The organism is Thermoactinomyces vulgaris (genome assembly GCF_005886755.1).
GTDB classification, from domain to species: domain Bacteria; phylum Bacillota; class Bacilli; order Thermoactinomycetales; family Thermoactinomycetaceae; genus Thermoactinomyces; species Thermoactinomyces vulgaris.
On sequence record NZ_CP039710.1, the window covers coordinates 1,422,411 to 1,443,833 of the forward strand.

Genomic DNA, 21,423 nt, shown 5'->3' on the forward strand with positions numbered 1-21,423 from the left:
AGCAAATCGTTGATTACCTGAAAAACGCCCACCCCATGATTCAAATGTCAGCGGTTGCTTCCTTGGTTGTTCTGCTCGGGATCATCTTTGTGCTGACATATTTTAAAAAGTGGGGCTGGTTGTGGCGCGAATGGCTGACCACGGTGGACCATAAAAAAATCGGGGTGATGTATCTGATCTGCGCCCTGATCATGTTGTTCCGCGGTGGCGTGGATGCGCTGTTGATGCGGATTCAGCTGGCGGCGCCCAATATGCACTTTCTCGATCCGCAACATTATAACGAAATTTTTTCCACACACGGAACGATCATGATCTTGTTTGTGGCCATGCCGATGATCTTTGCCATGATGAACATTGCGGTTCCCCTTCAAATCGGGGCACGCGATGTCGCATTTCCTTTCTTGAACGCACTCAGTTTCTGGTTGTTTTTCTTCGGTGCGATGCTGTTTAATCTTTCCTTTATTCTGGGCGGTGCGCCGGACGCCGGATGGGTGGCTTATCCGCCGTTATCCGAAGTGGATTTCAGTCCGGGCCCCGGAATCAACTACTACCTGATGTCGCTCCAGATCTCAGGAATCGGAAGCATTGCAACCGGTGTCAACTTTATCGTCACGATCCTGAAAATGCGGGCACCCGGCATGACCTTGATGAAAATGCCACTGTTTCCCTGGTCGGTTCTCGGGTCTTGCATCATCATTATTTTCGCTTTCCCGGCCTTGACCGTGGCTTTGGCGCTTCTCGGGTTGGACCGGATTTTTGATACCCATTTCTTTACGATGGATGGCGGCGGGAACCCGATGATGTATATCAACCTGTTCTGGATTTGGGGTCACCCGGAAGTATACATTGCCATCCTGCCGGTTTACGGAATTTTGTCGGAAGTGATCAGCACCTTCAGCAAGAAACGCATTTTTGGTTACAAATCGATGGTGATGTCGCTGATGCTTATCAGCGTGATCAGTTACTTCGTCTGGGCACACCATTACTTTGTGATGGGGGCCGGCCCCGGAGTCAACAGTTTCTTTGCCGTCGCTTCCATGGCGGTCGGAATTCCGACGGGTGTGAAGGTGTTTAACTGGCTGTTTACGATGTTCAGAGGACGCATCCGGCTGACCCTGCCGATGATGTGGGCACTTGCTTTCATTCCTTGCTTTGTCGTGGGCGGGGCAACCGGAATCATGCTGGCGATGGCACCGGCGGATTATCAGTTCCACAACAGTTATTTCCTCATTGCCCACTTCCATCAAGTCTTGATCGGAGGAGCCGTCTTCGGACTGTTGGCCGGAATGTATTACTGGTGGCCGAAAGTGTTTGGCTTCAAATTAAACGAGAAGCTTGGAAAATGGGGGTTCTGGTTCTTTAACATCGGCTTTTATGTCTGCTTCATGCCGCAATACGCTTTGGGATTCATGGGCATGACCCGGCGCGTGTACACTTACCCGGCTGAATCGGGTTGGGGAGATCTCAACTTTGTCTCCACCATCGGTGCCTTTATGATGGGAGCCGGTTTCTTGTTCATCGGTGCTCAAATTGTCTACAGCTTGTTCCATAAAGAGTTGGACACAACCGGAGATCCGTGGGACGGCCGCACCCTCGAATGGTCGATTCCTTCCCCTGCACCGCATTACAACTTTGCCCAAATCCCGGAAGTGGGCAGTTTTGACGCCTGGTGGGAGAAAAAACGGGGCAACCGGGACAGTTTGAAAACCGGTTCAAAACTCAAACCGATCCACATGCCGAAAAATACGCCCATTCCGTTCCTCATGTCGATCGCCTTCTTTATCGGCGGATTCGGATTGGTGTTCAGTCAATTCACCATTGCGGTCATCGGGTTGATCGGGATCATTGCATGTATGTTGTGGCGCTCGTTGGAAAAGGATGAGGGTTATTTCATTCCCGTCGATGAAATCAAAAAAGCGACTGCCAAGGGGGTGTCGTAAATGGGAGCGACGGAACAACAAGCTGTTTTGGATCACCAAGCGCATGACCATGAACATCACGAGGATCAAGACCGTTATGTTCTGGGCTTTTGGGTGTTCCTTGCGTCGGATTTGGTGCTATTTGCCAGCATCATCGCCACTTATTTTGTCTTGCGTACGCATACCGACGGGGGCCCGTCCGCGGCCGAACTGTTTGAAATTCCGCTGTTCACGCTGGAAACCATCCTGCTTTTGACCAGCAGTTTCACCTGTGGTTTGGCGATGCACGCGATGAAAAACCACCGGTTGAATGCCATGATCGGGTGGATCGCCGCCACGATCGCCTTGGGATTGGCGTTTGTCGGGATTGAGGCCAGTGAGTTTGTCAAATACGCTGCCGAAGGGGCCACCATGCAGCGGAGCGCGTTTTTGTCCGGATTTTATACACTGCTTGGAACCCACGGACTTCACGTATGTCTGGGCATGGGTTGGCTTGCCTCTGTGATGGTTCAGCTGAAGCGCCAATCCATCAATCCGGCCACGGCAAGGAAATTCACAAACGCGGGACTCTACTGGCACTTCTTGGATGTGGTGTGGATCCTGATCTTCACGCTGGTTTATCTGGTGGGGGTGATTGAATGAAAAAAACAAGCAGTTTCCCCTGGTCTCATGTGATCGGATTTATCGGATCGATCGTGCTCACACTTTTGGCCATCGGGGTTGCCGTCCGTTCCCCGCTTTCCATGGTTGGGACCTTGACGGTCTTGCTGGTGTTGGCCGCCTTGCAAATTTTGATTCAGTTGGTTTTCTTTATGCACATCAATGAAAAAAAAGGGCCGGCTTATCATACCATCGCCATTTCGCTGGGATTTGTGTTTACGTTTGCCGTGATAGCCGGATCCATTTGGGTGATGACCTTCAGTTACTTTTAATAAGGGGTGAGGAAAATGCCGGCTCCATCGGTTCATGCGGTTTCATCAGACACCCGGTTGCTTCCTGCGGTGATCAATAAGGTCAAGGCGTATGTGGCCTTGACCAAACCGCGGATTGTACTCCTGATGGTTTTTTCGGCGCTTTGTTCCGCCATCGTTGCCGAGGGGGGATGGCCGGAGGTTTGGACCTTGGTTCATATGTCGGTCGGTTTGGCGTTGTGTGCCGCGGGGGCATCCGCTTTTAACATGTGGTACGACCGTGACATGGATCAACTGATGGAACGCACCATTCAACGTCCGCTTCCCACCGGGCGGATCCGTCCGCAATCCGCGCTTTGGTTCGGATTGGGTCTGGGATTGTTGTCCCTGATTTGGTTGGCCGTTTTCGTCAACGGGCTTTCCGCACTCTTGGCGCTGGCCGGCTACTTGTATTACACCGTGATCTACACGGTGTGGTTGAAACGGAGAACACCGCTCAACATTGTCATCGGGGGCGGAGCCGGCGCTCTTCCCCCGATGGTGGGATGCGCTGCGGTGACGGGGGAAATCGGTTGGACGGCCGTTTGGCTGTTTGCCATAATCTTCGTTTGGACGCCGCCTCATTTTTGGCCGCTGGCCATGGTGAGAAATGAGGAGTATCGCTTGGCGCACGTTCCCATGATGCCGGCAGTCCGGGGTTTTCGTGTCACAAAACGGCAATGTTTGGTTTATACGGTGCTTCTTTTGCCTGTTTCTTTGGGATTGGCGATGACCGGAGCGGTTGGTGGTTTTTATCTGGTCACGGCCGTCTTTGCCGGGTTGGCTTTTTTGGCGGCTCAGATTCGGATGTGGCGTGAACCGGATGACGAGATCCTGTGGGCGAGACGGGCTTTTCGGGCTTCATTGGTTTATTTGACGGTTTTGTTTGCTGCCATGGCCATGGATGTATTGATATAAAATTTCTCCTTTTTTTCTAAGAAGGGAGGGAGAGGATGCAAACGGCAACCATTTTCCGCCATCGGAAAAAACTTTATCCGTTGGCGCTCATCACGCTGATCGGGTTGTTTTTGGTCAATCTCATCGGTTTTGTCGACACCAAGACAGGGTCCACTTTTGGTTGTGGCGAAGAATGGCCCCTCTGTAACGGGGAATGGATTCCAAGCGAATGGGATAAGCATGTTGCCATTGAATACACCCACCGGGTGAGTGTCCTGGTTGACATGATCCTCTTAATCGTGTTGACCGTCCTCTCCTGGACACGATACCGGGACCGGAAAGCGATGCGAATCATTATCGGCATTTGTTTTTCGGGATTTATCGGGGAGTCGGTATTGGGCGCGTTGACGGTTCTTTTTGACAACCCGCCGTGGGTGTTGGCTTTTCATATGGGGATGGCTCTCACTTCGGTGGTGGGATTGTTTTTGTGGACGGGATGGTTGTACCGAAACGAGGTGGACCCGTCACGCCACCAAAAGGAAGCGGATCCGGCCGGGATGAAAAAGCTGGGACAATGGGCCTGGTTCGCGGTGATATATTTCTTCTTCGTGGTGTACTTCGGGGCGTATGTCTCATTTACCGGTTCCGGTTCTTTCTTTCAAGGATGGCCGGTGCCGACGGAACCTTATGAAATCGCCCGGCATGCGCTGGTGATTGACTGGGTTCACCGCCTTTCAGGTTTTGTCCTTCTTTTGATGATCCTCCGGCTGAGCGTGTTGGCTTACCGGATGCGTCAGGAAAGAAAGGATTTGTGGGGCATCTGCCGGGCCATGTTAATCCTGATCGTCTTGCAGTTTTTAAGTGGCGGTTTGTTGATTTACACCGGACTGAGCCTGGCGGCCTTCCTGCTTCATGTTACCTTTCCCAGCCTGATCATTTGCCTGTTGAGTTGGCTGGCTTTTAAAACCGTGCCACAGAGAAGAAACAGACTATGAAAGATTGGCAAGAGTAAGGCCACCTTATCATGGTGGCCTGTTTTTATTTGGGGAAAATCATCTTTCTCTTTCCATCGCATCCCGCTTGGTCCGGTGAACCGTGCCGAACGGATGCTCCGGCGGGGCGTAAATGCTGTAGAGTTTCAAAGGCTGATATCCCGTATTGATAATGTTGTGCCATGTGCCGGCCGGAACCATGATGGCATCATCTTCAAACACGGCTCTTTGGAAATTTAACCGGTCTCTTTGCGGTCCCATTTGCACCCAGCCCTGGCCTTCTTCAATGCGCAAGAACTGGTCTACATTGCGGTGGACTTCCAGGCCGATATCTTCCCCGGGGTTAATGCTCATCAAAGTCACCTGCAAATGATCTCCCGTCCAGATGGCCGTGCGAAACGTTTGGTTTTGTTCAGCCGCTTGTTCGATATTGATGACAAAAGGTTTTTTTCCCTGATCTTCGAACCGGACCCTGTTGGGGTTGGACGGATCAGGCATTTGAGCATAATAAGGATACGGATAAGGAGGATACATGTAGTGATACACGTTGCTCATCCCTTTCAAAGGTATTCATGCTTTTTTCAAAGGTGATTTCACATTATACATATGGGGATCCGTGGGCAGATGTTCCGTGTTTTTGAAATCAAAGAGTGAACGCAAAAGAAAAAGACCTCGTGATGTGAGGTCTTTTTTTGTCAAAATGTTTCAAATTAAATACAAAATGATTAAAATGATAAGCAAAACACTATCCAGGATACTAGCCAAAATATAGGCCGATTTGGGTTCCCAATTCAACTTTTTTCCAAAAGTGATAGCCCCGAATAGGAAGATCGATGACAGTACGGCGTAGATCAAAATTAAATATAGGATTTCTATCTTTATCCCTCCGTTTCTTTTACAGATTGGATCAGCAATGAAACCAGTTCCCAAAGAGTTATTCGTAAAAGGATCGGGTTTTTTTGTCAAAATATTTTCTGTTTGGGAAGAAAACCATTTTGTTCATTTTTTTGGGAGGGACTTTCGGGATGTTTATGGTGCATGGTTTACTGACTTGTTTGTTTTTCTTTTGCTAAACTGAAAGTGGCAGAATTTGCGATTGTTCACGGAACAGGGTTGTATTCATTATTTACAAAAAATACGGAATAGGAAAAATGCGGTTCGGCAATAGTTCGATTTAATCACAGGTTTGGGAGGCGGAAAGATGAAAGTGGATTTTGGCCTGACTGCCGGCGATTACCGAAAGTACCGGGCGGGTTATCCGGATGAATTATATGACCGTCTTAAAAAGTACGGAGTGGGTCTCAAGGGACAATCCGTGCTGGATCTCGGGACCGGAACCGGGTATCTCGCCCGGAAATTTGCCAAGCAAGGGGCCCGGGTAACCGGAATAGACATTTCCAAAGAGCTGATCAAAGAAGCCCGGGAGCTGGATGAACAAGAAGGGGTCCATTCCCGATATGTGATCGCCCGGGCAGAGGCGTTGCCTTTTTCGGATTCCGAATTTGATGTGGTGACCGCCGGGCAGTGCTGGCACTGGTTTCAAGCGGATCAAGTGTTAAAAGAAGTGCGCCGTGTTTTGCGCCCGCACGGAAAACTGGCGATCATCCACCTGGATTGGCTGCCGCTGAAAGGAAATATTGTGGAAAAAACGGAAAAGCTCATCTTGTCGTATAATCCGGATTGGCAAGGGGCTGGGGGAACGGGGGTTTATCAGGCGTGGTTCACGCAAGTGGCGATCGGCGGATTTTCCGGTATCGAGTCTTTCACGTTTGATCTTATGATTCCATACAGCCAAGAGGCGTGGCGGGGGCGGATCCGGGCAAGCGCAGGGGTGGGGGCCAGTCTCCCGCCGGATGCAATCGCCAGGTTTGACCATGAGTTCAAAGAGTTCCTGGAAAAGAATTATGAGGAGACACTTAAGATACCACATCGCGTTTTTTGTTTGGTTTGCACACCGAAGGAGGAACCATGATGGTTTGCATGGGAAGAAGAGCTTTCCTGTGGGGAAGCTCTTTTTTGTTTTGTGATCTTATTCACAAAGAGAAATCGTTTTTTTGGCTAAGATGAAGCTGGAAGGGATGTGATGGGATGAAGGCATGGGCAAAACCAAGGGATTACAACGTGAATCCGTTTATTGTGATATGGGAAGTCACCCGGGCTTGTGCGTTGAAATGTTTGCATTGCCGCGCGGAGGCCCAGTACCGCCGGGATCCGAGAGAGCTCTCGTTTGAAGAGGGAAAACATTTAATTGATGAGATTGCGATGATGGATTCGCCTTTGTTGGTCTTTACGGGCGGCGATCCATTTATGCGCCCGGATTTGTTTGAATTGGCAATATATGCCATTGAAGAAAAGAACTTACCCGTTTCCATCACCCCCAGCGCCACCCCCAGGGTGACCCGCCGGGCGGTGGAAAAAGCCAAAGAAGCCAAATTGTCCCGCTGGGCCTTCAGCCTGGATGGTTCATGTGCCGAGATCCATGATTTTTTCCGGGGAACCAAAGGATCTTATGATTTGACCATTAGAGGAATTCAATATCTGAAAGAATTGGGGATTCCGCTTCAAATCAATACCACTGTTTCCAAATACAATCTGGAAGATTTGCCGGAGATTGCGGACACAGTCAAAGAGATGGAAGCGGTGTTATGGAGTGTCTTCTTCCTGGTCCCCACCGGGAGGGGATTAAAAAAAGACATGATTTCCCCCGAGGAGCATGAATCGGTGATGAAATGGCTGTACGAGCTCAAAAAAACGATGCCTTATGATATCAAAGTGACGGAAGCGCCGCACCATCGCCGTGTCTTTTTACAGGAGTCCCGGCGACAGCAGGAAACGGGCGTTTCACAAGCAGGCAAACGAAAAGATGTTTTGGGAAGAGCGCCGAAAGCCGTGAATGACGGAGACGGATTTGTGTTTATCAGTCATATCGGCGAAGTGTATCCCAGCGGTTTTTTGCCGGTGGTTTGCGGGAATGTCCGGAGGGAACCGTTGTGGAAAATTTACCGCGAGTCGCCCGTCATGCAAAACTTGCGGGATAAATCGAAGCTGAAAGGTAAATGCGGGGTTTGTGAATTCAAGGAGATTTGCGGAGGGTCCAGGTCACGGGCTTATGCGTTGACCGGGGATTATCTGGAGAGCGATCCCTCCTGCAGTTACATTCCGGCAGCGTTTCGGCCGGAAACATGAAAAAACCAAAGAAAAAGGGACTTCCAAGGTCGGAAGTCCCTTTCTTTTTTACCGGGTTACCCGGATGATTCCTTTGGCGCCTTTGGAAGCTTGCCGGAGCTGATGGCTGATGAAAGGATAGTTTCCTTCTTCCGTGACGGTTAGTTCGATCACGGCGCCCGCGCTCGGCGAAAGTTGCACGGTTTGCAGACCATGTAGCCGGTTGCGGGGATTTCCGTCCAAATATACGGTATCCAGGGTGGTGCCGATCACATGGAAGGAAGAAACTTCATTCGGCCCGGCGTTGAGCACATACAACCGAATCCGTTCGCCGGCTTTTGCATGGAGCGGTTGTTCTTTCAAAGCATAATCGTTGCCGTTGAACACATTGTATTCCGGCATGCCGTTGGTCATGGCACCAAAGTCATTTTCTTGATACCATTCGCTTTGGACGATGACATATTCGCGGTCGATCGTTGCATCGGTCGGATAGCCGTTTTTGGGCTCAACGATGATCATGCCGAACATTCCGTTGGCAACATGTTGCAGGACCGGGTCGGTTCCGCAGTGGTACATGAAGGCGCCGGGGGTATCGGCGGAATAGGTGAAGGTGTTTTGCTGACGGGGCATCACGTTTGCAAATTTTTTGTCGGGGGCGGCATGGACGGCATGAAAGTCCATCGAATGCGGCAGGTTCGGATCTTTGTTTTTTAAGGTGAAGAAAAGTGTGTCCCCTTCTTTGACCCGGATCACCGGGCCGGGAACGGTGCCGTTAAAAGTCCAGGCGTTGTAAGTCACGCCTTTGGAGATTTCGACGTCCGTCACTTGTGCGGTCATTTCAATACGGACTTTTTTCCCGTCCCGGGTGATTTTCGGCGGGACCGGCGATGCGTTCTCCCGTTGTACGGCAGGTTCGGTTTTCTCCGGGGGTGTTTCCGGTTCTTCTTTTGGCACAATGGAACAACCGGACAGGACAAGCGATGAAATCACAAGAACAGAGAGAAAGTTTATAGTTTTCATTGATGATCACCACGTATTCTTTGGTCGTGTCAAATTCTGCAAATGTGCATTATTTCACAAATAAGTCGTTGAGACTGCCGGGATTCCCGGATTTTTGGCGGGATGTTTCTTTTGGTGCCCCGGGAGGGGCGGGCGGCGTTTGCCGGAAGACAAACGCTGCAGTGATGTGTTGATGAAGGGCGGGTCAAAAGCCAAGCCATTCTCTTCCTTCCGGGGAAATTTTCTCCGGTGTCCACGGGGGATCCCAAACCACGTCCACTTCCACGCTTTCCACGGACGGCAATGAACTTAATGCGGCTTTTACCCCGTTGACGATGGTGTCATGAAGCGGGCATCCGGGGGTGGTCAGGGTCATCTCGATGAAAATATGGCCGTTTTTGATGTCCATTCGGTAAATCAGCCCGAGATCCACCACATTGACGCCCAACTCGGGATCATAAACTTCTTTCAGTCTTTCGATGACGGTTTCACGGGTTAAACACATGCTTTTTCCTCCTTTGACCTGAAAGTGAAGACGTTGCCGATGGTGGAGATGGCATACAGGCTGGAAAGCGAAAACAGAAGGAATCCGGCTTGAAAAAGAAAGGTGGATGATGTGACAATCCCGGGCACCGTTCCCAAAAAGGCAAAGCCCACAACATAAAGTGCCCGTTTCAATTTCTTCTCCTGAATCATTTCAGAAAGAAGCGGGACTTTGTTCTTTCCGACTTGGTTGCCGTATTGAAAGGTCCACCATAAAAAAGGCACGATTTTTGACAAATAACCGATGATCGTCAGGTAGACCCATCCCCATAAACCGATCCAGACGGTCAGGATGAAAAAGGACGGTTGGGAAACGAAAAAGGAACCAACGGCAAACCCAAGAAGACAGAGCGCCGTCAATAAATTGACTCTCAAGGTGAAATGAATGCCGGCTCCCGGATTTTTCTTGATCCCGGCTTGGCGGATCTGGTGCAATGCGTAAACGTAAAGGCAAAAAGCCACGGCCAAGAGCATGATGGAAAACCGGCTCCACGGTCCAATCCCCGTCAGGTTGCTTAAAGCCCCGCCGGCCACGGCCAGATTGAAGAGAATGAATGTCCGGTTTTGCCATTGGACCGGATGGTTGTGAGAGATGGAAAACATCGGCAACAGTTTATAACTGAAACCGATAATCAGATTGCCGAACCACCCGGCAACTCCGAGCCAGATATGGGTGTAAAGAAGCTGGTCATGGCTTACACCCAACTTCCCAAGGGTAAAATCAAAACCCATGAACATGCCGCTTGAAGCGGTCAAGATCAGGCAAACCAGCGCACTTCCCGCATGAAGGGTGACCGGATTCCATTGCCCGGCCCGAAGCAGCGTGATGCCGATGTTGAGAACAAAAAGCAATATGGCCAGAAACAGGAGCGTGCCAAAAACGGCAATCCAGCGGGGGTTAAAAAAGAAAAAGCCGAAGATCAAGCCGGTATGGCCGACCAGATAAAATACATAATGGAGTCCCCCCATTCTTTGGCTGAAGAGTGATTGGTTGAGAACCACCGGAACCAGTTGGTACACCGCTCCCATGGCAATCATGGATGCCCACCCCAGGACGAAGAGATGCGTCAATCCCCATCCGTACGGGGAGCGGGGTGCCGTCACATGAATGTCAGACTGGAACAAAACCGCTGTGATGAAAAACGCGGTCATTTCCAAGATCCCCGTAATGATAAAGCACAGCGGGATTTTCAGTGATGACGAATCGGCATGGATCTTCATCCCTTTCACTTCCTGTCCGTCCGGGGCTTGAAAATGGTAACCTCTGCGGAACCATCCTCTTTTTGTTCCACTTCACAGGTGAAGCCGAGCCGGTCCAACTCTTCCAACAGATACACGGGAACCCGGTCGTTGTGAATGATCACTTGATCACCGGGTGCGGCTTTTTCCAATTGATTCAGGGTCCGGACCATCGGTTCCGGAGGTTGAAGTCCCCGGTTGTCCAAGCGGTAAACCTGAGGTTCAATGTTTTCCCCGGTTTGGGGCCGCGGTTCCGCCTTTTCCTCGATCGTTTTCCCGTTTTTCTTATAAAAAAGACAAGTCCAGTGATCCGGGGCCAGCTTGGTGGCATCACACCGAAAACCTTTCATTTTTAACATCCGGATTAATGGAACGGGTTTGAAGGTTGTATGCAAAAGCAACTGTTCTTCCTCTTTCAATGAGGCCACAGCGCCCATGATTTTTTGAAAAGGCTCAGTTTTTTTCCTTAAGTCCTCACGGACATCCAATTCCACGACGGGTTGATTCGGTTGTTTCATCAGTGAATCCCTCCTTTGGTTCCCACTATATAGAAGGACGGTCCGGGAGGTTGTGACCAAAATCACATCAAAATCCGGGTTTTGTTTTTCCGGGGAAAAGTGGGAAATATCACAGAAATTCCGGAAGAAGCGGACTAAAATAAATGCGGAATCCGATCAATAAAAGGAGGGTAAAGCATTGGAACATTCCTTTGCGGCAACCGTCGATGCAAGAGAATATGAACCGAAGGACAAGCACCGGATTATTTTTGAAACCTTTGACGGGTTACAGCCCGGACAAGCGATGTTGTTATACAACGACCACGATCCGAAACCACTCTATTATCAGTTTCAAATGGAAAGGCCGGAGACTTTCGGGTGGGAGTATTTGGAGGAAGGCCCGGAGGTCTGGCGTGTGGCGATCAGCAAAAAAGGTTGACATTTCATATTTCCATCCTTCTTGATGATGTGCCAAAGGGGATCACTGCTTGAAGCGTGATCCCCTTTCAAGCAGATGTCACCCCGCTTTTAAAAATAATCACGGCTCCGGTCGCATAAAGAACGAGGATCAGTGCCGTCAACAGCAGTTGAACCGGTACGAGGTTAAATCCGCTGATTTCCACCAAGTAATTAAAAAAATCATACAAGTCGGGCGTGATTTCGATGAAGGCAATGGTATACAAGGCCAGAGCGGCATTTTTGGCAAATTTCTTTTGCGCTTCCTCTTTGCGCTGTTCAGCCCGGCGCATTTCTTCATTGGAGAGAAGTTCAATCCATGAATCGAGTTTTTCGCTCAACGCTTCCAACAATTGATGGATACGGCTTGTCTCGCTTAATCCGTCGACCATGGGTTTAAACCGCTCGGGCAAACGGGATTCGTCCGTATATTGGATGATCAGAGGGATATCATCGATTTCCACTTTTAAATTGATGCATTGATCGATGGACAAATTCAGTTGTTTGAATTCATCTTTTTCAATAGGCAGCCATTGATCCAGGCAATACAAGTAGAACCAGTAATGTTGCAAATTCAATTCAATCAATTCATAAATCTCTTTGTCTGAATCATCAAATTCTCCAAAGATGATGACGGCGGCCCAACTCATAAAAATCATGAGCTGCTTCCGGTCATCGTAGTCCACGGGTGTCGAGTGGATGTTTTCCAGGTATTCCAACACTTTCTCTTTTTTTGCATTCATTTTTGAAAGTTCATTGGAATCATCATAACCGATTAAATCCGGTTTTAAAATGGCGGGAATCCCTTTTTGCAAAAAGCGGGGCAGACGGTCAAAGCGGGAGGTGTCCACATTGCCTTGAAGCGGGCTGAAAAAAACCATGGTCATGACGTAAGAAAGTCCGTTGTATTCCCAACCCGAGGAAGCGCTGGGTCGAAGCTCTTTCTTGTGTTTTCTTACCAACTCCCTCAACTCTTTGGTAATGACATAGATGACGGGAGAAATGTCATGGGTCCAATTGAGAATTTTTTGGTGGGATTTTTTCCTTTTTTCCAGATACCTCGCGGCAAAGGTCATGTTTCCGATGTAAATTTGCGGTTTGGAATAGTATTTAAACAGCCCGATTCCGGTTTGAAAAATATATAAAAATAATTGATCGGTGATTTTGGTGCAGATACATTTTTCATACAAAATCACTTTTTCCCTTTTCGTCAACGGGGATACTTGAAAATTTTTGGACAGATAAGCGCTGATTTCTTCGAATAATTCCGGGGAAAGCCGGGCGCCGAGATCAAACGGGATGTATCGGACCGGTTCTGACAAAATTTGATAGAAAGTCAAGTCCGCTCCCCCTTTCATTTAGTTATAAAAATAAACAAAAATTGCATAATATTACCTTTGTTTATTAATTATAAATAGAATTATATAAAAGATTCAACGGATGATTTTAAAATAAAACAACATGACACAGAAAAATCCCTGCTGCATGTAGAAACAGCAGGGAGACGGGGTGGTTATACATCTTTTGTTTTCTCAGCATAAGGAAGGCGTTTTCCCGTCAGGGACCATCCGGTTTTCAGCCCCAGGACAAACCAGCCGAGGACAAGTGCACCGATGGCAAAGAGGGTGTCTCCGATGGTCCGGAGCCAGACAAAGGTGTGAATGATCCCCTGCGACATGAATTGGGCGGAACGGGCGTACCAGGTTCCGTGTTCGACGCTGGCCCATGTTTGCATCAGGCCGATGGGGAGCAGGCTTAAAAGAACCATGAGCGCCAGTCCAATGTTGATGGTCCAAAACGAGAACGACAACGCTTTGGTCTTCCAAATCGATGGTTGGGTCAAACCGCGCAAACAGAAGAGCATCAATCCGATCCCGAGCATGCCGTACACACCGAACAAAGCGGTATGCCCGTGTACGGAGGTGGTGTTCAAACCTTGCATGTAATAAAGGGCGATCGGGGGATTGATAAAAAACCCGAACAATCCGGCACCGGTCAGGTTCCAGAAAGCAACGGCAATGAAGTAGTATATGGGCCATCGATAGGCTTGCACCCAGGGGCGGACCCGGGTGAGGGTTAAATTTTGATACGCTTCAAACCCGATCAGCACGAGCGGAACGACCTCAAGGGCACTGAAGGTTGCACCCAACGCCAAAACCCCGATCGGCGTTCCGCTGAAATACAGGTGGTGGAATGTGCCGATAATCCCGCCGAACAAGAAAACAATGGTAGAAAATAAAACGGAAGCGGTTGCGGTGGCTGTTCTCAAAAGTCCCATGCGAGTGAACAGGAAGGCGATGACAACGGTCGCAAACACTTCAAAAAATCCTTCCACCCACAGATGGACCACCCACCAGCGCCAGTATTCGGCGATGGCCAAATGCGTGTGTTGACCCCACATCAGGGCGGGGATGTAAAACAAGGGAATGGCGGTGGATGCAATCATGAACAAAATGAGCAAATGTCTGTCGTTTTGTTTCTTTTTCAGTGCCGGCCAAATTGCCCGCAACATCAAAAACAACCAAAGGAAAAGTCCGATGGTCAAAAATAACTGCCAAAACCTTCCCAGATCGGTATACTCATATCCCTGATGACCGAACCAGAAGTTGGACTTCAGCCCGAACCGTTCTTGAACAGCATACCACTGTCCGGCCATTGAGCCGATGACAATGATCACTAAGCAGACAAATAAAATGTTGACTAACAGACGTTGGTGTTTCGGTTCACGGCCGGAGACCGCCGGGGCCACAAACAAGCCGGTGGCGATCCAAGCCGTGGCAATCCAGAAGATGGCCAGTTGGGTATGCCATGTGCGGGTGATGGAATAGGGAATCCATTCGGCAATGGGAATCCCGTAAAAACCGCTTCCTTCAATCTGGTAATGCGCGGTGACGGCTCCCAACGCCACTTGAATCACCCATAATATACCGACCACCCAGAAATATTTCAGCGTTGCTTTCATGGATGGAGTGGGAGACAAGGCAAGCAAAGGATCTTTCTCGGGAAAATGATCTTCCGATCCAATTTCATCGTGTTGTTGCGTGGCATAATACCAAGCCAGAGCGCCTACGCCGGCCAGCAACAGGACGAAGCTGACCACCGACCAGAGTACCATTTCCCCGGTGGGATGATTGCCGATGAGGGGTTCATGCGGCCAGTTATTGGTGTAAGTAATGTCACTTCCCGGACGGTTCGTCGCACATGCCCAGGTTGACCAGAATAAAAAGGCGTTTAAGGATTTCATCCGCCCGGGATTTTTGACGGTCCCTTCGGGAATGGCATATTTTTCGCGCAAATCATCCAGTTTCGGATCGCTGCCAAACAATGATGAATAGTGCCGGCTGATGTGGGAAACCGCCTCGGCGCGCAAAGGGGAAATGACGAGATTGCCGGTTTCCGGTTGATAGGTGTTGGTTCTGATTTCTTTTTTCAATTGGGCTTGAAGCATGGCTTTTTTCTCATCGTCCAGTTGCTGATACGGTTTTTTGAATTGATCCGCGGCATATCGGTTTAACATCCACACGGCTTCCCGGTGCAGCCAATCCGCATTCCAATCCGGGGCCACATAAGCGCCGTGTCCCCAGATGGTTCCCAATTCCTGGCCGCCGATGGATTGCCAAACGTTTTGCCCTTCTTTGATATCTTTTTCGGTGAATAAAACCTTGCCGGTTGTGGTCACGACCTTTTTGGGAACCGGGGGCATGGTTTGATAAATTCTTCCCCCGTAATATCCCAAAATGGCGAATGAAATCAGAATCACCAGTCCAAGACCGGTCCAAAGCCGGGAATATCGCATGTCAAAATCCTCCTGATCCGTTTTTAAGCTGGTACTATTTTTTGGAAACCAAGCATTTTTATTCAAAAACAAAAGAAGAAAAAGAACGGAAGGGAAGACAGAATCTGGACATTTTATGAAGAAAATCGGGAAACGCTTGGCAAAAAAATATATTGTGATATCATTAACAATGTGCAGAGGCAAACACTCTTTCGCTATGTTTTCATCAGGAAAATATTGGGATGGATGTTCAGGGAATATATAATCTGTTATTGCCGTTTTACTTATGTGAAAGAGTTGGTTTGGGTAAAAACTTAGTAAAGAGGTTTGCAGTATTGAACCATAAAGAGGTAGATAAATATGGGTCAAATGAATGATGTCTTTTTGAGAGCTTGTCGGAAAGAGGACACCCCTTATGTTCCTGTCTGGTATATGCGCCAAGCAGGAAGGTACCAGCCGGAGTACCGGGAAATCCGCCGGAAATATTCTTTTTTTGAGATGAGCGAAAATCCCGAGGTTTGTGCGAAAGTAACCTCGCTTCCGGTCGAACAGCTGGGCGTGGATGCCGCCATTTTGTTCGCGGATATTATGACGCCGCTGAAACATATCGGGGTGGAAGTTGCCATTCAACCGGGAACCGGTCCCGTGATTTCCAACCCGGTCCGGGGGGAAGAGGAGATCGGCCGTTTGGGAGAGCTGGATCCAAAGACGCATGTGCCTTACATTTTAGAAGCGGTTCAGATTTTAAATGAGCAGCTTTCCGTTCCTTTGATCGGTTTTGCCGGTGCGCCGTTTACGCTTGCCAGTTACATGGTGGAAGGCGGACCTTCCAAAAATTATCACAAAACGAAAGCATTGATGTATTCGGCACCTTCTGCTTGGGATCAGTTGATGGCGAAACTCGGCGACATGACCGTGAATTACCTGAAAGGACAAATTGAAGCAGGTGCCCATGCCGTACAAGTGTTTGACTCCTGGGTCGGTGCCTTGAACCAACAGGACTACCAAACCTATGTGGCTCCGGTCATGCAGCGGATCTTCCGTAAATTAAAGGAAGAAACTGATGTTCCCGTCATCTATTTCGGAGTCGGAGCCGGTCATCTCCTGGAGGCATGGAATCAACTGCCGGTGGATGTGATCGGTCTGGATTGGCGGACGCCGATCCGTTTTGCCAGGGAACAAGGGGTCGAAAAAGCTTTGCAAGGAAATCTTGACCCGTCGATTCTCATGGGTCCTTGGGAATTGATCGAAGAAAGGGCCAAAGAAATTTTGGATCAGGGAATGAAACAGCCGGGCTATATTTTTAATCTGGGCCACGGTGTGTTTCCGGATGTTCGTGTGGAAACGCTTCAAAAATTGACTGAATTTGTCCATCAATATACAAGAAGGTGATGACCATCGCTAAGAAAACCGGTTTGCTCGTCATGGCGTATGGAACCCCGAGAAGTCCTGAGGAAATCGAACCTTATTACACCCATATCCGCCACGGCAGAAAGCCGCCTGCCGAACTGTTGGAAGATCTGAAACAGCGATATGAAATGATCGGCGGGGTGTCCCCGCTGGCACGCATTACGGAAGAACAAATGAAAGCTTTGGAAGAGGAGTTAAATTCCAGGTCTACGGACCGGACTTTTCAAGCGTACTTGGGATTAAAACACACGTACCCGTTCATTGAAGAGGCGGTCCGGAAAATGAAAGAGGATCAGATTGAGGAAGCGGTCAGCATTGTGCTGGCACCGCACTATTCCACTCTCAGCATTCAAACTTACAATGACCGCGCAAACCAGGAAGCCGAAAAACTGGGCGGCCCGAAGATCAAAACGGTGGACAGTTGGCATGACCATCCGGGATTTATCCGTTTATGGGCAAAACGGGTTCAAGAAACTTTGTCGTCCATCCCGGAAGAAGAGCGTGACCAAACGGTGGTGATTTTCACGGCGCACAGCCTGCCGGAGAAGATTCTTAAAACGGGGGATCCCTATCCGGAACAATTGGCGGAAACCGCCAAGCTGATTGCCGAAGAAGCGAAAATTCCACACTATGCGGTGGGCTGGCAAAGCGCGGGCCGGACGCCGGAGCCTTGGCTGGGAACGGATGTGCTGGATTTGACCCGGGAATTGTACGAACAAAAAGGATATCGTTCGTTTGTCTATTGCCCGGTCGGCTTTGTGGCGGATCATTTGGAAGTGCTTTATGACAACGATATTGAGTGCAAACAATTGACGGATGAGTTGAACGCCAACTATTACCGTCCGCCGATGCCCAATGTCGATCCGGAATTTATCCGTTGCCTTGCCGATGTGGTGGAGAAGCGCCTGACCACTTGAGGAGGAGATTTGTCATGAACGTGCAAACACCACATGTCGTCATAGCCGGAGCAGGGATGACCGGTTTGTCCGCGGCTTATTATTTACAAAAAACATTAAAAGAGAAGGGGCAAAAGTGGCAAATCACTTTGTTGGAAGCTTCCGGCCGTCTGGGCGGAAAAGTGAAAACGTTGGTCCGGGACGGCTTTGTCATGGAGCAGGGGCCCGACTCCTTTTTGGAGCGAAAGAAAAGCGCGTTCGAATTGGCCAAAGATTTGGGGCTCGAAGATCAATTGGTCCGGAATCAAACCGGACAAGCATATATCTTGCACAAGGATGAGTTGTTGCCGATTCCGGAAGGGGCAGTGATGGGAGTCCCGACCCGGATCATGCCGTTTGCCCTCACTCCTTTGGTGTCCCCGGCCGGCAAAGTCCGTGCCGCGGCCGACCTGGTTCTTCCCCGTTCCAATGTGGCGGAAGGAGCTGACCGGTCCGTGGGGTCGTTTTTCCGCCACCGCCTGGGAAGCGAAGTGGTGGACCGGATCATCGAACCTCTGCTATCGGGGATTTATGCAGGCGACATTGACCAGATGAGCTTGATGTCCACCTTCCCGCAATATGCTGAGATGGAGAAAAAATACCGCAGCATGATCCTGGGAATGAAATCGATGCGTCCGCCGAAAGCCAAATCCGACAAACCCAAAGGCGCGTTTCTCACGTTGAAAAACGGGCTTCAATCCATGGTCGAAGAATTGGAAGCACAATTGCAGGAAGTCCGGGTGATCAAAGGAGAACAATTGAAGCGGGTGGAAAAACAGGAGCAAAAGTACCGGTTGTATTTGGAGCAAGGAGAGCCCTTGGAAGCGGATGCGGTGATTTTGGCATTGCCGCATGAAGTGAACCGGGAAATGTTGGGGCAAGCTGATTTTTTGAAGCCGCTGAATGACCGGCCCACTTCAGTGGCGACGGTGCTGCTGGCTTTTTCGGAGGAAGAAGCCCCCAAAACCAAAGAAGGAACCGGCTTTTTGATTCCGCGTGTCGAGCCTTACACCATCACCGCCTGCACGTGGACGCACAAAAAGTGGCCGCACACCACCCCGCCGGGCAAAGCGTTGCTTCGTTGTTATGTGGGGCGTGCCGGCGATGAAGAGATCGTGTACAAGTCGGATGAGGAAATTGTTGAGGTGGTTCTCTCCGATCTGAAACGGATCACCGCCTTTCACGGAGAGCCCGAGTTCACTCATGTGACACGTTGGAAGAAGGCCATGCCGCAATTTGTCGTCGGTTTTCCGGATTGGTTGAAGCAATTAAAGGAACAGATGTCCATCCATTATCCGGGCATTTTCATGGCAGGATCCAGTTATGGTGCATCCGGGATTCCCGATTGCATCAGCCACGGAAAAAAAGCCGTCCGAGATGTGATAGAATATTTATCAGCTTGATCAGATGAGGAGTGAAAAAAGATGGCGCAAGCAGTGGAAACGTATGAAGGCTGGTATGCTTTTCATGATTTTCGCTCAATCGACTGGAATCAATGGAGATCACTCAGTGCCGGCGAAAGAGAAGAAGCGGTGCGCGAGCTGAATGAAATCCTGAAGCAATATGAATCCGTTGAAGAAAATAAACAAGGAAGCTTTGCCTTATTTGCCATTTCCGGTACCAAAGCGGATTTGTTGTTTGTTCATTTCCGTCCCACGTTGGAAGAATTGACCGAAGTCAAAAATCAATTTAACAAAACGCGTTTTGCGGGAGTCACCACCACCCCTTATTCTTATATTTCCGTTGTGGAACTCGGCGCTTACACCATTCCGCCCCATGTCGATCCGGAAACGGATCCGTCGGTGCAAAGACGCTTAAAACCGATGATGCCCAAATCCGGTTATGTCTGCTTCTATCCGATGAACAAAAAAAGAGACGGGGAAGACAACTGGTACATGCTCTCCATGGAAGACCGGAGAGAAATGATGAAAAGCCACGGCATGATCGGCCGTTCTTATGCCGGGAAAGTGCGGCAAATCATTACCGGTTCGGTCGGTTTCGATGATTGGGAATGGGGTGTCACCTTATTCGGCGAAGACCCGTTGCAATTCAAAAAGCTTGTCTACGAAATGCGTTTTGACGAAGCGAGCGCACGTTTCGGTGAATTTGGCCCGTTTTACGTGGGAAATTACTTGACACAGGAAGATTTGAACGCTTTGCTGTTGGAAGGTTTAAACGGATAAACCCGACCCGCTTGATCTTGTTATAAGGATGATGGACAAAGAGGTCCGTCATCCTTTTTTTGATGATGAAATGACTTCGGCCGCAATGGGTGGTTATGATAGAATAAAAAAGAATTTCTCTAAAAGGTGGTACGGATGAAGAAAGCAGACAAGTCCGCCTCCTGAATTTACACCCGATAAAAATTCAGGAGGCGGATTCAATGAACTTTCATAAAGTGAATTGGAATGAATGGGAAAGAAAAAAAACATTTCATCATTTTTTGAACCAACAAACGACATTCAGCATGACCACGGAAATAGATATCACTGCTTTGTATGCAAGGATCAAACAAAAGGGATTTAAATTTTACCCTGTGTTTCTTTACGTGGTGACCCGCGTGGTCAATTCACATCCTGCTTTCCGAATGGGTTACAACCATAAGCGGGAATTTGGCTGTTGGGATCAATTACATCCGCTGTACACGATTTTCGACCGGGAGTCGGAAATGTTTTCGGGCATTTGGACAATGGCAGAAGGAGATTTCAAAGCATTTTACCGTTTATACCTGACTGATGTGGAGCGATATGGCGGTTCGGGAAAATTGTTTCCCAAAACACCGATCCCGGAAAACGCTTTTTCTGTTTCGATGATTCCATGGACTTCCTTTACAGGGTTTAACTTGAATATCCATAATCAGCGGGATTATCTTCTGCCGATTGTCACGGCGGGAAAATGGATTCGTCACGGCCGTTCCATCCGCTTGCCGGTGGCATTGCAAGTTCATCATGCGGTATGTGATGGATATCATGCGGGGATGTTTATGAACGCCGTTCAGGAATGGGCGGATCATCCGGAGGAATGGCTTTGATCTTTTCCAAAAAAGCCGGCTGTACTTTTCACAGCCGGTTTTTTTCGTCCTGAATTCCGGGCACACAGAAGAGTTTTACAGAGGGGGATTTTCCACGCCCAAACGGATCCAATCTTCTTTGGGCGGACCATAAACGCCAAAAGGTTTTAATCCGGCTTGCCGGATCAGAACCGTCAATTGGCCGCGATGATGGATTGTGTGTTTGATGAGTCCCATTAAAATTTGGGCATTGGTCTCTTCTCTTCCGAAAGCGGTTTGCACTTCTTTTAATGTCTCGTCATTCCACTGTTCTGAAATGGCTTTGGCGGCATTGGCGCTTACGTTTTTAAAGGTTTCGGCGATTTCTTTGGCCGATGGCGGAACTTGATCGGCATTTTCCACTGGATCGATTTTCAAGCCGAATTCAGACAAATATTCCGGGATGCAGGTGGTTAAATGCCACGCGATTCTCCCCAGTGTGCGGCCTCCGGGATAAACTTGTTGTTTCAAGGAGGCATCGGTCAGCCCGTCCAACACGTTTTGTGTCAAGACGGCTTCTCTGTTCCATTCTTTGATGAAGTCTGAAACGGTTACGTACATCCAATCATTCCTCCATTGTTGATTGACTGCTGTTAT

At 49.1% G+C, this 21,423-nt stretch carries 20 protein-coding genes and 1 pseudogene; 13 read left to right on the forward strand and 8 right to left on the reverse strand.

The genetic code is table 11. The features are described from left to right. Positions 1–35 precede the first annotated feature (35 nt). The 5 genes from FA954_RS07225 to FA954_RS07245 are packed head-to-tail and all read left to right on the forward strand — an operon-like array spanning position 36 to position 4,761. Positions 36–1,940, forward strand: coding sequence for a cbb3-type cytochrome c oxidase subunit I (locus FA954_RS07225; protein ID WP_049720204.1), 1,905 nt, complete (start codon positions 36–38; stop codon positions 1,938–1,940). Beyond that, positions 1,941–2,561, forward strand: coding sequence for a cytochrome (ubi)quinol oxidase subunit III (locus FA954_RS07230; RefSeq protein ID WP_049720179.1), 621 nt, complete (start codon positions 1,941–1,943; stop codon positions 2,559–2,561). Further along, positions 2,558–2,851, forward strand: a complete 294-nt coding sequence (locus FA954_RS07235) for a cytochrome C oxidase subunit IV family protein (protein WP_062843331.1) — start codon at positions 2,558–2,560, stop codon at positions 2,849–2,851. The genes FA954_RS07230 and FA954_RS07235 overlap by 4 nt, the downstream gene beginning before the upstream one ends. 15 nt (positions 2,852–2,866) lie before the next feature. Beyond that, positions 2,867–3,787, forward strand: a complete 921-nt coding sequence (locus FA954_RS07240; protein WP_138614950.1) for a heme o synthase — start codon at positions 2,867–2,869, stop codon at positions 3,785–3,787. A 35-nt stretch (positions 3,788–3,822) separates the two neighbouring features. Then, the gene (locus FA954_RS07245; RefSeq protein ID WP_049720178.1) at positions 3,823–4,761 is read left to right on the forward strand and encodes a COX15/CtaA family protein; all 939 of its coding nucleotides are present in this window, start codon (positions 3,823–3,825) and stop codon (positions 4,759–4,761) included. A 57-nt stretch (positions 4,762–4,818) separates the two neighbouring features. Here the strand turns inward: FA954_RS07245 and FA954_RS07250 are convergent, their stop codons facing one another. Continuing rightward, positions 4,819–5,256 (reverse strand): cupin domain-containing protein, encoded by a 438-nt coding sequence (locus FA954_RS07250; protein ID WP_049720202.1) that lies wholly within the window; start codon positions 5,254–5,256, stop codon positions 4,819–4,821. 703 nt (positions 5,257–5,959) lie between these two features. On the opposite strand from FA954_RS07250, the gene FA954_RS07255 reads away from it, so the two are divergent. Beyond that, positions 5,960–6,730 (forward strand): methyltransferase domain-containing protein, encoded by a 771-nt coding sequence (locus FA954_RS07255; protein WP_138614951.1) that lies wholly within the window; start codon positions 5,960–5,962, stop codon positions 6,728–6,730. Positions 6,731–6,846: 116 nt separating this feature from the next. Further along, entirely contained in the window at positions 6,847–7,944 is a 1,098-nt protein-coding gene (locus tag FA954_RS07260) for a TIGR04053 family radical SAM/SPASM domain-containing protein (RefSeq protein ID WP_138614952.1), read from the forward strand. Between the two features lie 48 nt (positions 7,945–7,992). Here FA954_RS07260 and FA954_RS07265 read toward each other — a convergent pair whose 3' ends face one another. From FA954_RS07265 to FA954_RS07280, 4 genes are all read right to left on the reverse strand, one after another. After that, the gene (locus FA954_RS07265; protein ID WP_138614953.1) at positions 7,993–8,943 is read right to left on the reverse strand and encodes a multicopper oxidase domain-containing protein; all 951 of its coding nucleotides are present in this window, start codon (positions 8,941–8,943) and stop codon (positions 7,993–7,995) included. Positions 8,944–9,127: 184 nt separating this feature from the next. After that, entirely contained in the window at positions 9,128–9,427 is a 300-nt protein-coding gene (locus tag FA954_RS07270; RefSeq protein WP_049720174.1) for a metal-sulfur cluster assembly factor, read from the reverse strand. After that, positions 9,418–10,686, reverse strand: coding sequence for a hypothetical protein (locus tag FA954_RS07275; protein ID WP_121874412.1), 1,269 nt, complete (start codon positions 10,684–10,686; stop codon positions 9,418–9,420). The genes FA954_RS07270 and FA954_RS07275 overlap by 10 nt, the downstream gene beginning before the upstream one ends. A 5-nt stretch (positions 10,687–10,691) precedes the next feature. Next, on the reverse strand, positions 10,692–11,222 hold the full coding sequence (locus FA954_RS07280; protein WP_049720172.1) for a DUF2249 domain-containing protein: 531 nt from the start codon (positions 11,220–11,222) through the stop codon (positions 10,692–10,694). Between the two features lie 178 nt (positions 11,223–11,400). Here FA954_RS07280 and FA954_RS07285 point away from each other — a divergent pair, with 178 nt between their 5' ends. Continuing rightward, a complete protein-coding gene (locus FA954_RS07285; protein ID WP_037996800.1) occupies positions 11,401–11,640 on the forward strand; it encodes a DUF2249 domain-containing protein in 240 nt (79 codons plus the stop codon). A 67-nt stretch (positions 11,641–11,707) separates the two neighbouring features. Here FA954_RS07285 and FA954_RS07290 read toward each other — a convergent pair whose 3' ends face one another. Together FA954_RS07290 and FA954_RS07295 are read right to left on the reverse strand one after the other, a co-directional pair. Beyond that, positions 11,708–12,997 carry a hypothetical protein gene (locus tag FA954_RS07290; RefSeq protein ID WP_049720171.1) on the reverse strand — a complete coding sequence of 430 codons (1,290 nt, stop codon included), beginning with the start codon at positions 12,995–12,997 and terminating at the stop codon, positions 11,708–11,710. A gap of 173 nt (positions 12,998–13,170) precedes the next feature. After that, entirely contained in the window at positions 13,171–15,453 is a 2,283-nt protein-coding gene (locus tag FA954_RS07295; protein WP_138614954.1) for a nitric-oxide reductase large subunit, read from the reverse strand. A 339-nt stretch (positions 15,454–15,792) separates the two neighbouring features. On the opposite strand from FA954_RS07295, the gene hemE reads away from it, so the two are divergent. The 5 genes and pseudogenes from hemE to catA form a co-directional block, all read left to right on the forward strand. After that, positions 15,793–16,824 (forward strand): uroporphyrinogen decarboxylase, encoded by a 1,032-nt coding sequence (hemE, locus tag FA954_RS07300; RefSeq protein WP_037996082.1) that lies wholly within the window; start codon positions 15,793–15,795, stop codon positions 16,822–16,824. Further along, positions 16,824–17,759, forward strand: a complete 936-nt coding sequence (gene hemH / locus FA954_RS07305) for a ferrochelatase (protein ID WP_138614955.1) — start codon at positions 16,824–16,826, stop codon at positions 17,757–17,759. Before hemE ends, hemH begins: the two co-directional genes overlap by 1 nt. Before the next feature lie 14 nt (positions 17,760–17,773). Beyond that, positions 17,774–19,180, forward strand: coding sequence for a protoporphyrinogen oxidase (gene hemY / locus FA954_RS07310; RefSeq protein ID WP_138614956.1), 1,407 nt, complete (start codon positions 17,774–17,776; stop codon positions 19,178–19,180). A 21-nt stretch (positions 19,181–19,201) separates the two neighbouring features. Then, positions 19,202–19,960: a hydrogen peroxide-dependent heme synthase gene (gene hemQ / locus FA954_RS07315; RefSeq protein ID WP_062843337.1), complete on the forward strand. Its 759-nt coding sequence runs from the start codon at positions 19,202–19,204 to the stop codon at positions 19,958–19,960. Positions 19,961–20,160: 200 nt separating this feature from the next. Further along, positions 20,161–20,850, forward strand: a pseudogene (gene catA, locus FA954_RS07320) (type A chloramphenicol O-acetyltransferase); the annotation flags it as partial. A gap of 33 nt (positions 20,851–20,883) precedes the next feature. Here catA and FA954_RS07325 read toward each other — a convergent pair. Further along, on the reverse strand, positions 20,884–21,387 hold the full coding sequence (locus tag FA954_RS07325; protein WP_138614958.1) for a DinB family protein: 504 nt from the start codon (positions 21,385–21,387) through the stop codon (positions 20,884–20,886). Positions 21,388–21,423 lie beyond the last annotated feature (36 nt).

Excerpts from the sequence above, each read along its gene's own strand:
- FA954_RS07245 (WP_049720178.1), top strand. The coding sequence starts at position 3,823 with ATGCAAACGGCAACCATTTTCCGCCATCGGAAAAAACTTTATCCGTTG.
- hemH (WP_138614955.1), top strand. The coding sequence starts at position 16,824 with ATGACCATCGCTAAGAAAACCGGTTTGCTCGTCATGGCGTATGGAACC.
- FA954_RS07280 (WP_049720172.1), bottom strand. The coding sequence starts at position 11,222 with ATGAAACAACCGAATCAACCCGTCGTGGAATTGGATGTCCGTGAGGAC.
- FA954_RS07270 (WP_049720174.1), bottom strand. The coding sequence starts at position 9,427 with ATGTGTTTAACCCGTGAAACCGTCATCGAAAGACTGAAAGAAGTTTAT.
- hemY (WP_138614956.1), top strand. The coding sequence starts at position 17,774 with ATGAACGTGCAAACACCACATGTCGTCATAGCCGGAGCAGGGATGACC.
- FA954_RS07295 (WP_138614954.1), bottom strand. The coding sequence starts at position 15,453 with ATGCGATATTCCCGGCTTTGGACCGGTCTTGGACTGGTGATTCTGATT.
- FA954_RS07325 (WP_138614958.1), bottom strand. The coding sequence starts at position 21,387 with ATGTACGTAACCGTTTCAGACTTCATCAAAGAATGGAACAGAGAAGCC.
- FA954_RS07225 (WP_049720204.1), top strand. The coding sequence starts at position 36 with ATGATTCAAATGTCAGCGGTTGCTTCCTTGGTTGTTCTGCTCGGGATC.
- FA954_RS07240 (WP_138614950.1), top strand. The coding sequence starts at position 2,867 with ATGCCGGCTCCATCGGTTCATGCGGTTTCATCAGACACCCGGTTGCTT.
- FA954_RS07255 (WP_138614951.1), top strand. The coding sequence starts at position 5,960 with ATGAAAGTGGATTTTGGCCTGACTGCCGGCGATTACCGAAAGTACCGG.
- FA954_RS07250 (WP_049720202.1), bottom strand. The coding sequence starts at position 5,256 with ATGCCTGATCCGTCCAACCCCAACAGGGTCCGGTTCGAAGATCAGGGA.
- hemE (WP_037996082.1), top strand. The coding sequence starts at position 15,793 with ATGGGTCAAATGAATGATGTCTTTTTGAGAGCTTGTCGGAAAGAGGAC.
- FA954_RS07260 (WP_138614952.1), top strand. The coding sequence starts at position 6,847 with ATGAAGGCATGGGCAAAACCAAGGGATTACAACGTGAATCCGTTTATT.
- hemQ (WP_062843337.1), top strand. The coding sequence starts at position 19,202 with ATGGCGCAAGCAGTGGAAACGTATGAAGGCTGGTATGCTTTTCATGAT.
- FA954_RS07265 (WP_138614953.1), bottom strand. The coding sequence starts at position 8,943 with ATGAAAACTATAAACTTTCTCTCTGTTCTTGTGATTTCATCGCTTGTC.
- FA954_RS07235 (WP_062843331.1), top strand. The coding sequence starts at position 2,558 with ATGAAAAAAACAAGCAGTTTCCCCTGGTCTCATGTGATCGGATTTATC.
- FA954_RS07275 (WP_121874412.1), bottom strand. The coding sequence starts at position 10,686 with ATGAAGATCCATGCCGATTCGTCATCACTGAAAATCCCGCTGTGCTTT.
- FA954_RS07230 (WP_049720179.1), top strand. The coding sequence starts at position 1,941 with ATGGGAGCGACGGAACAACAAGCTGTTTTGGATCACCAAGCGCATGAC.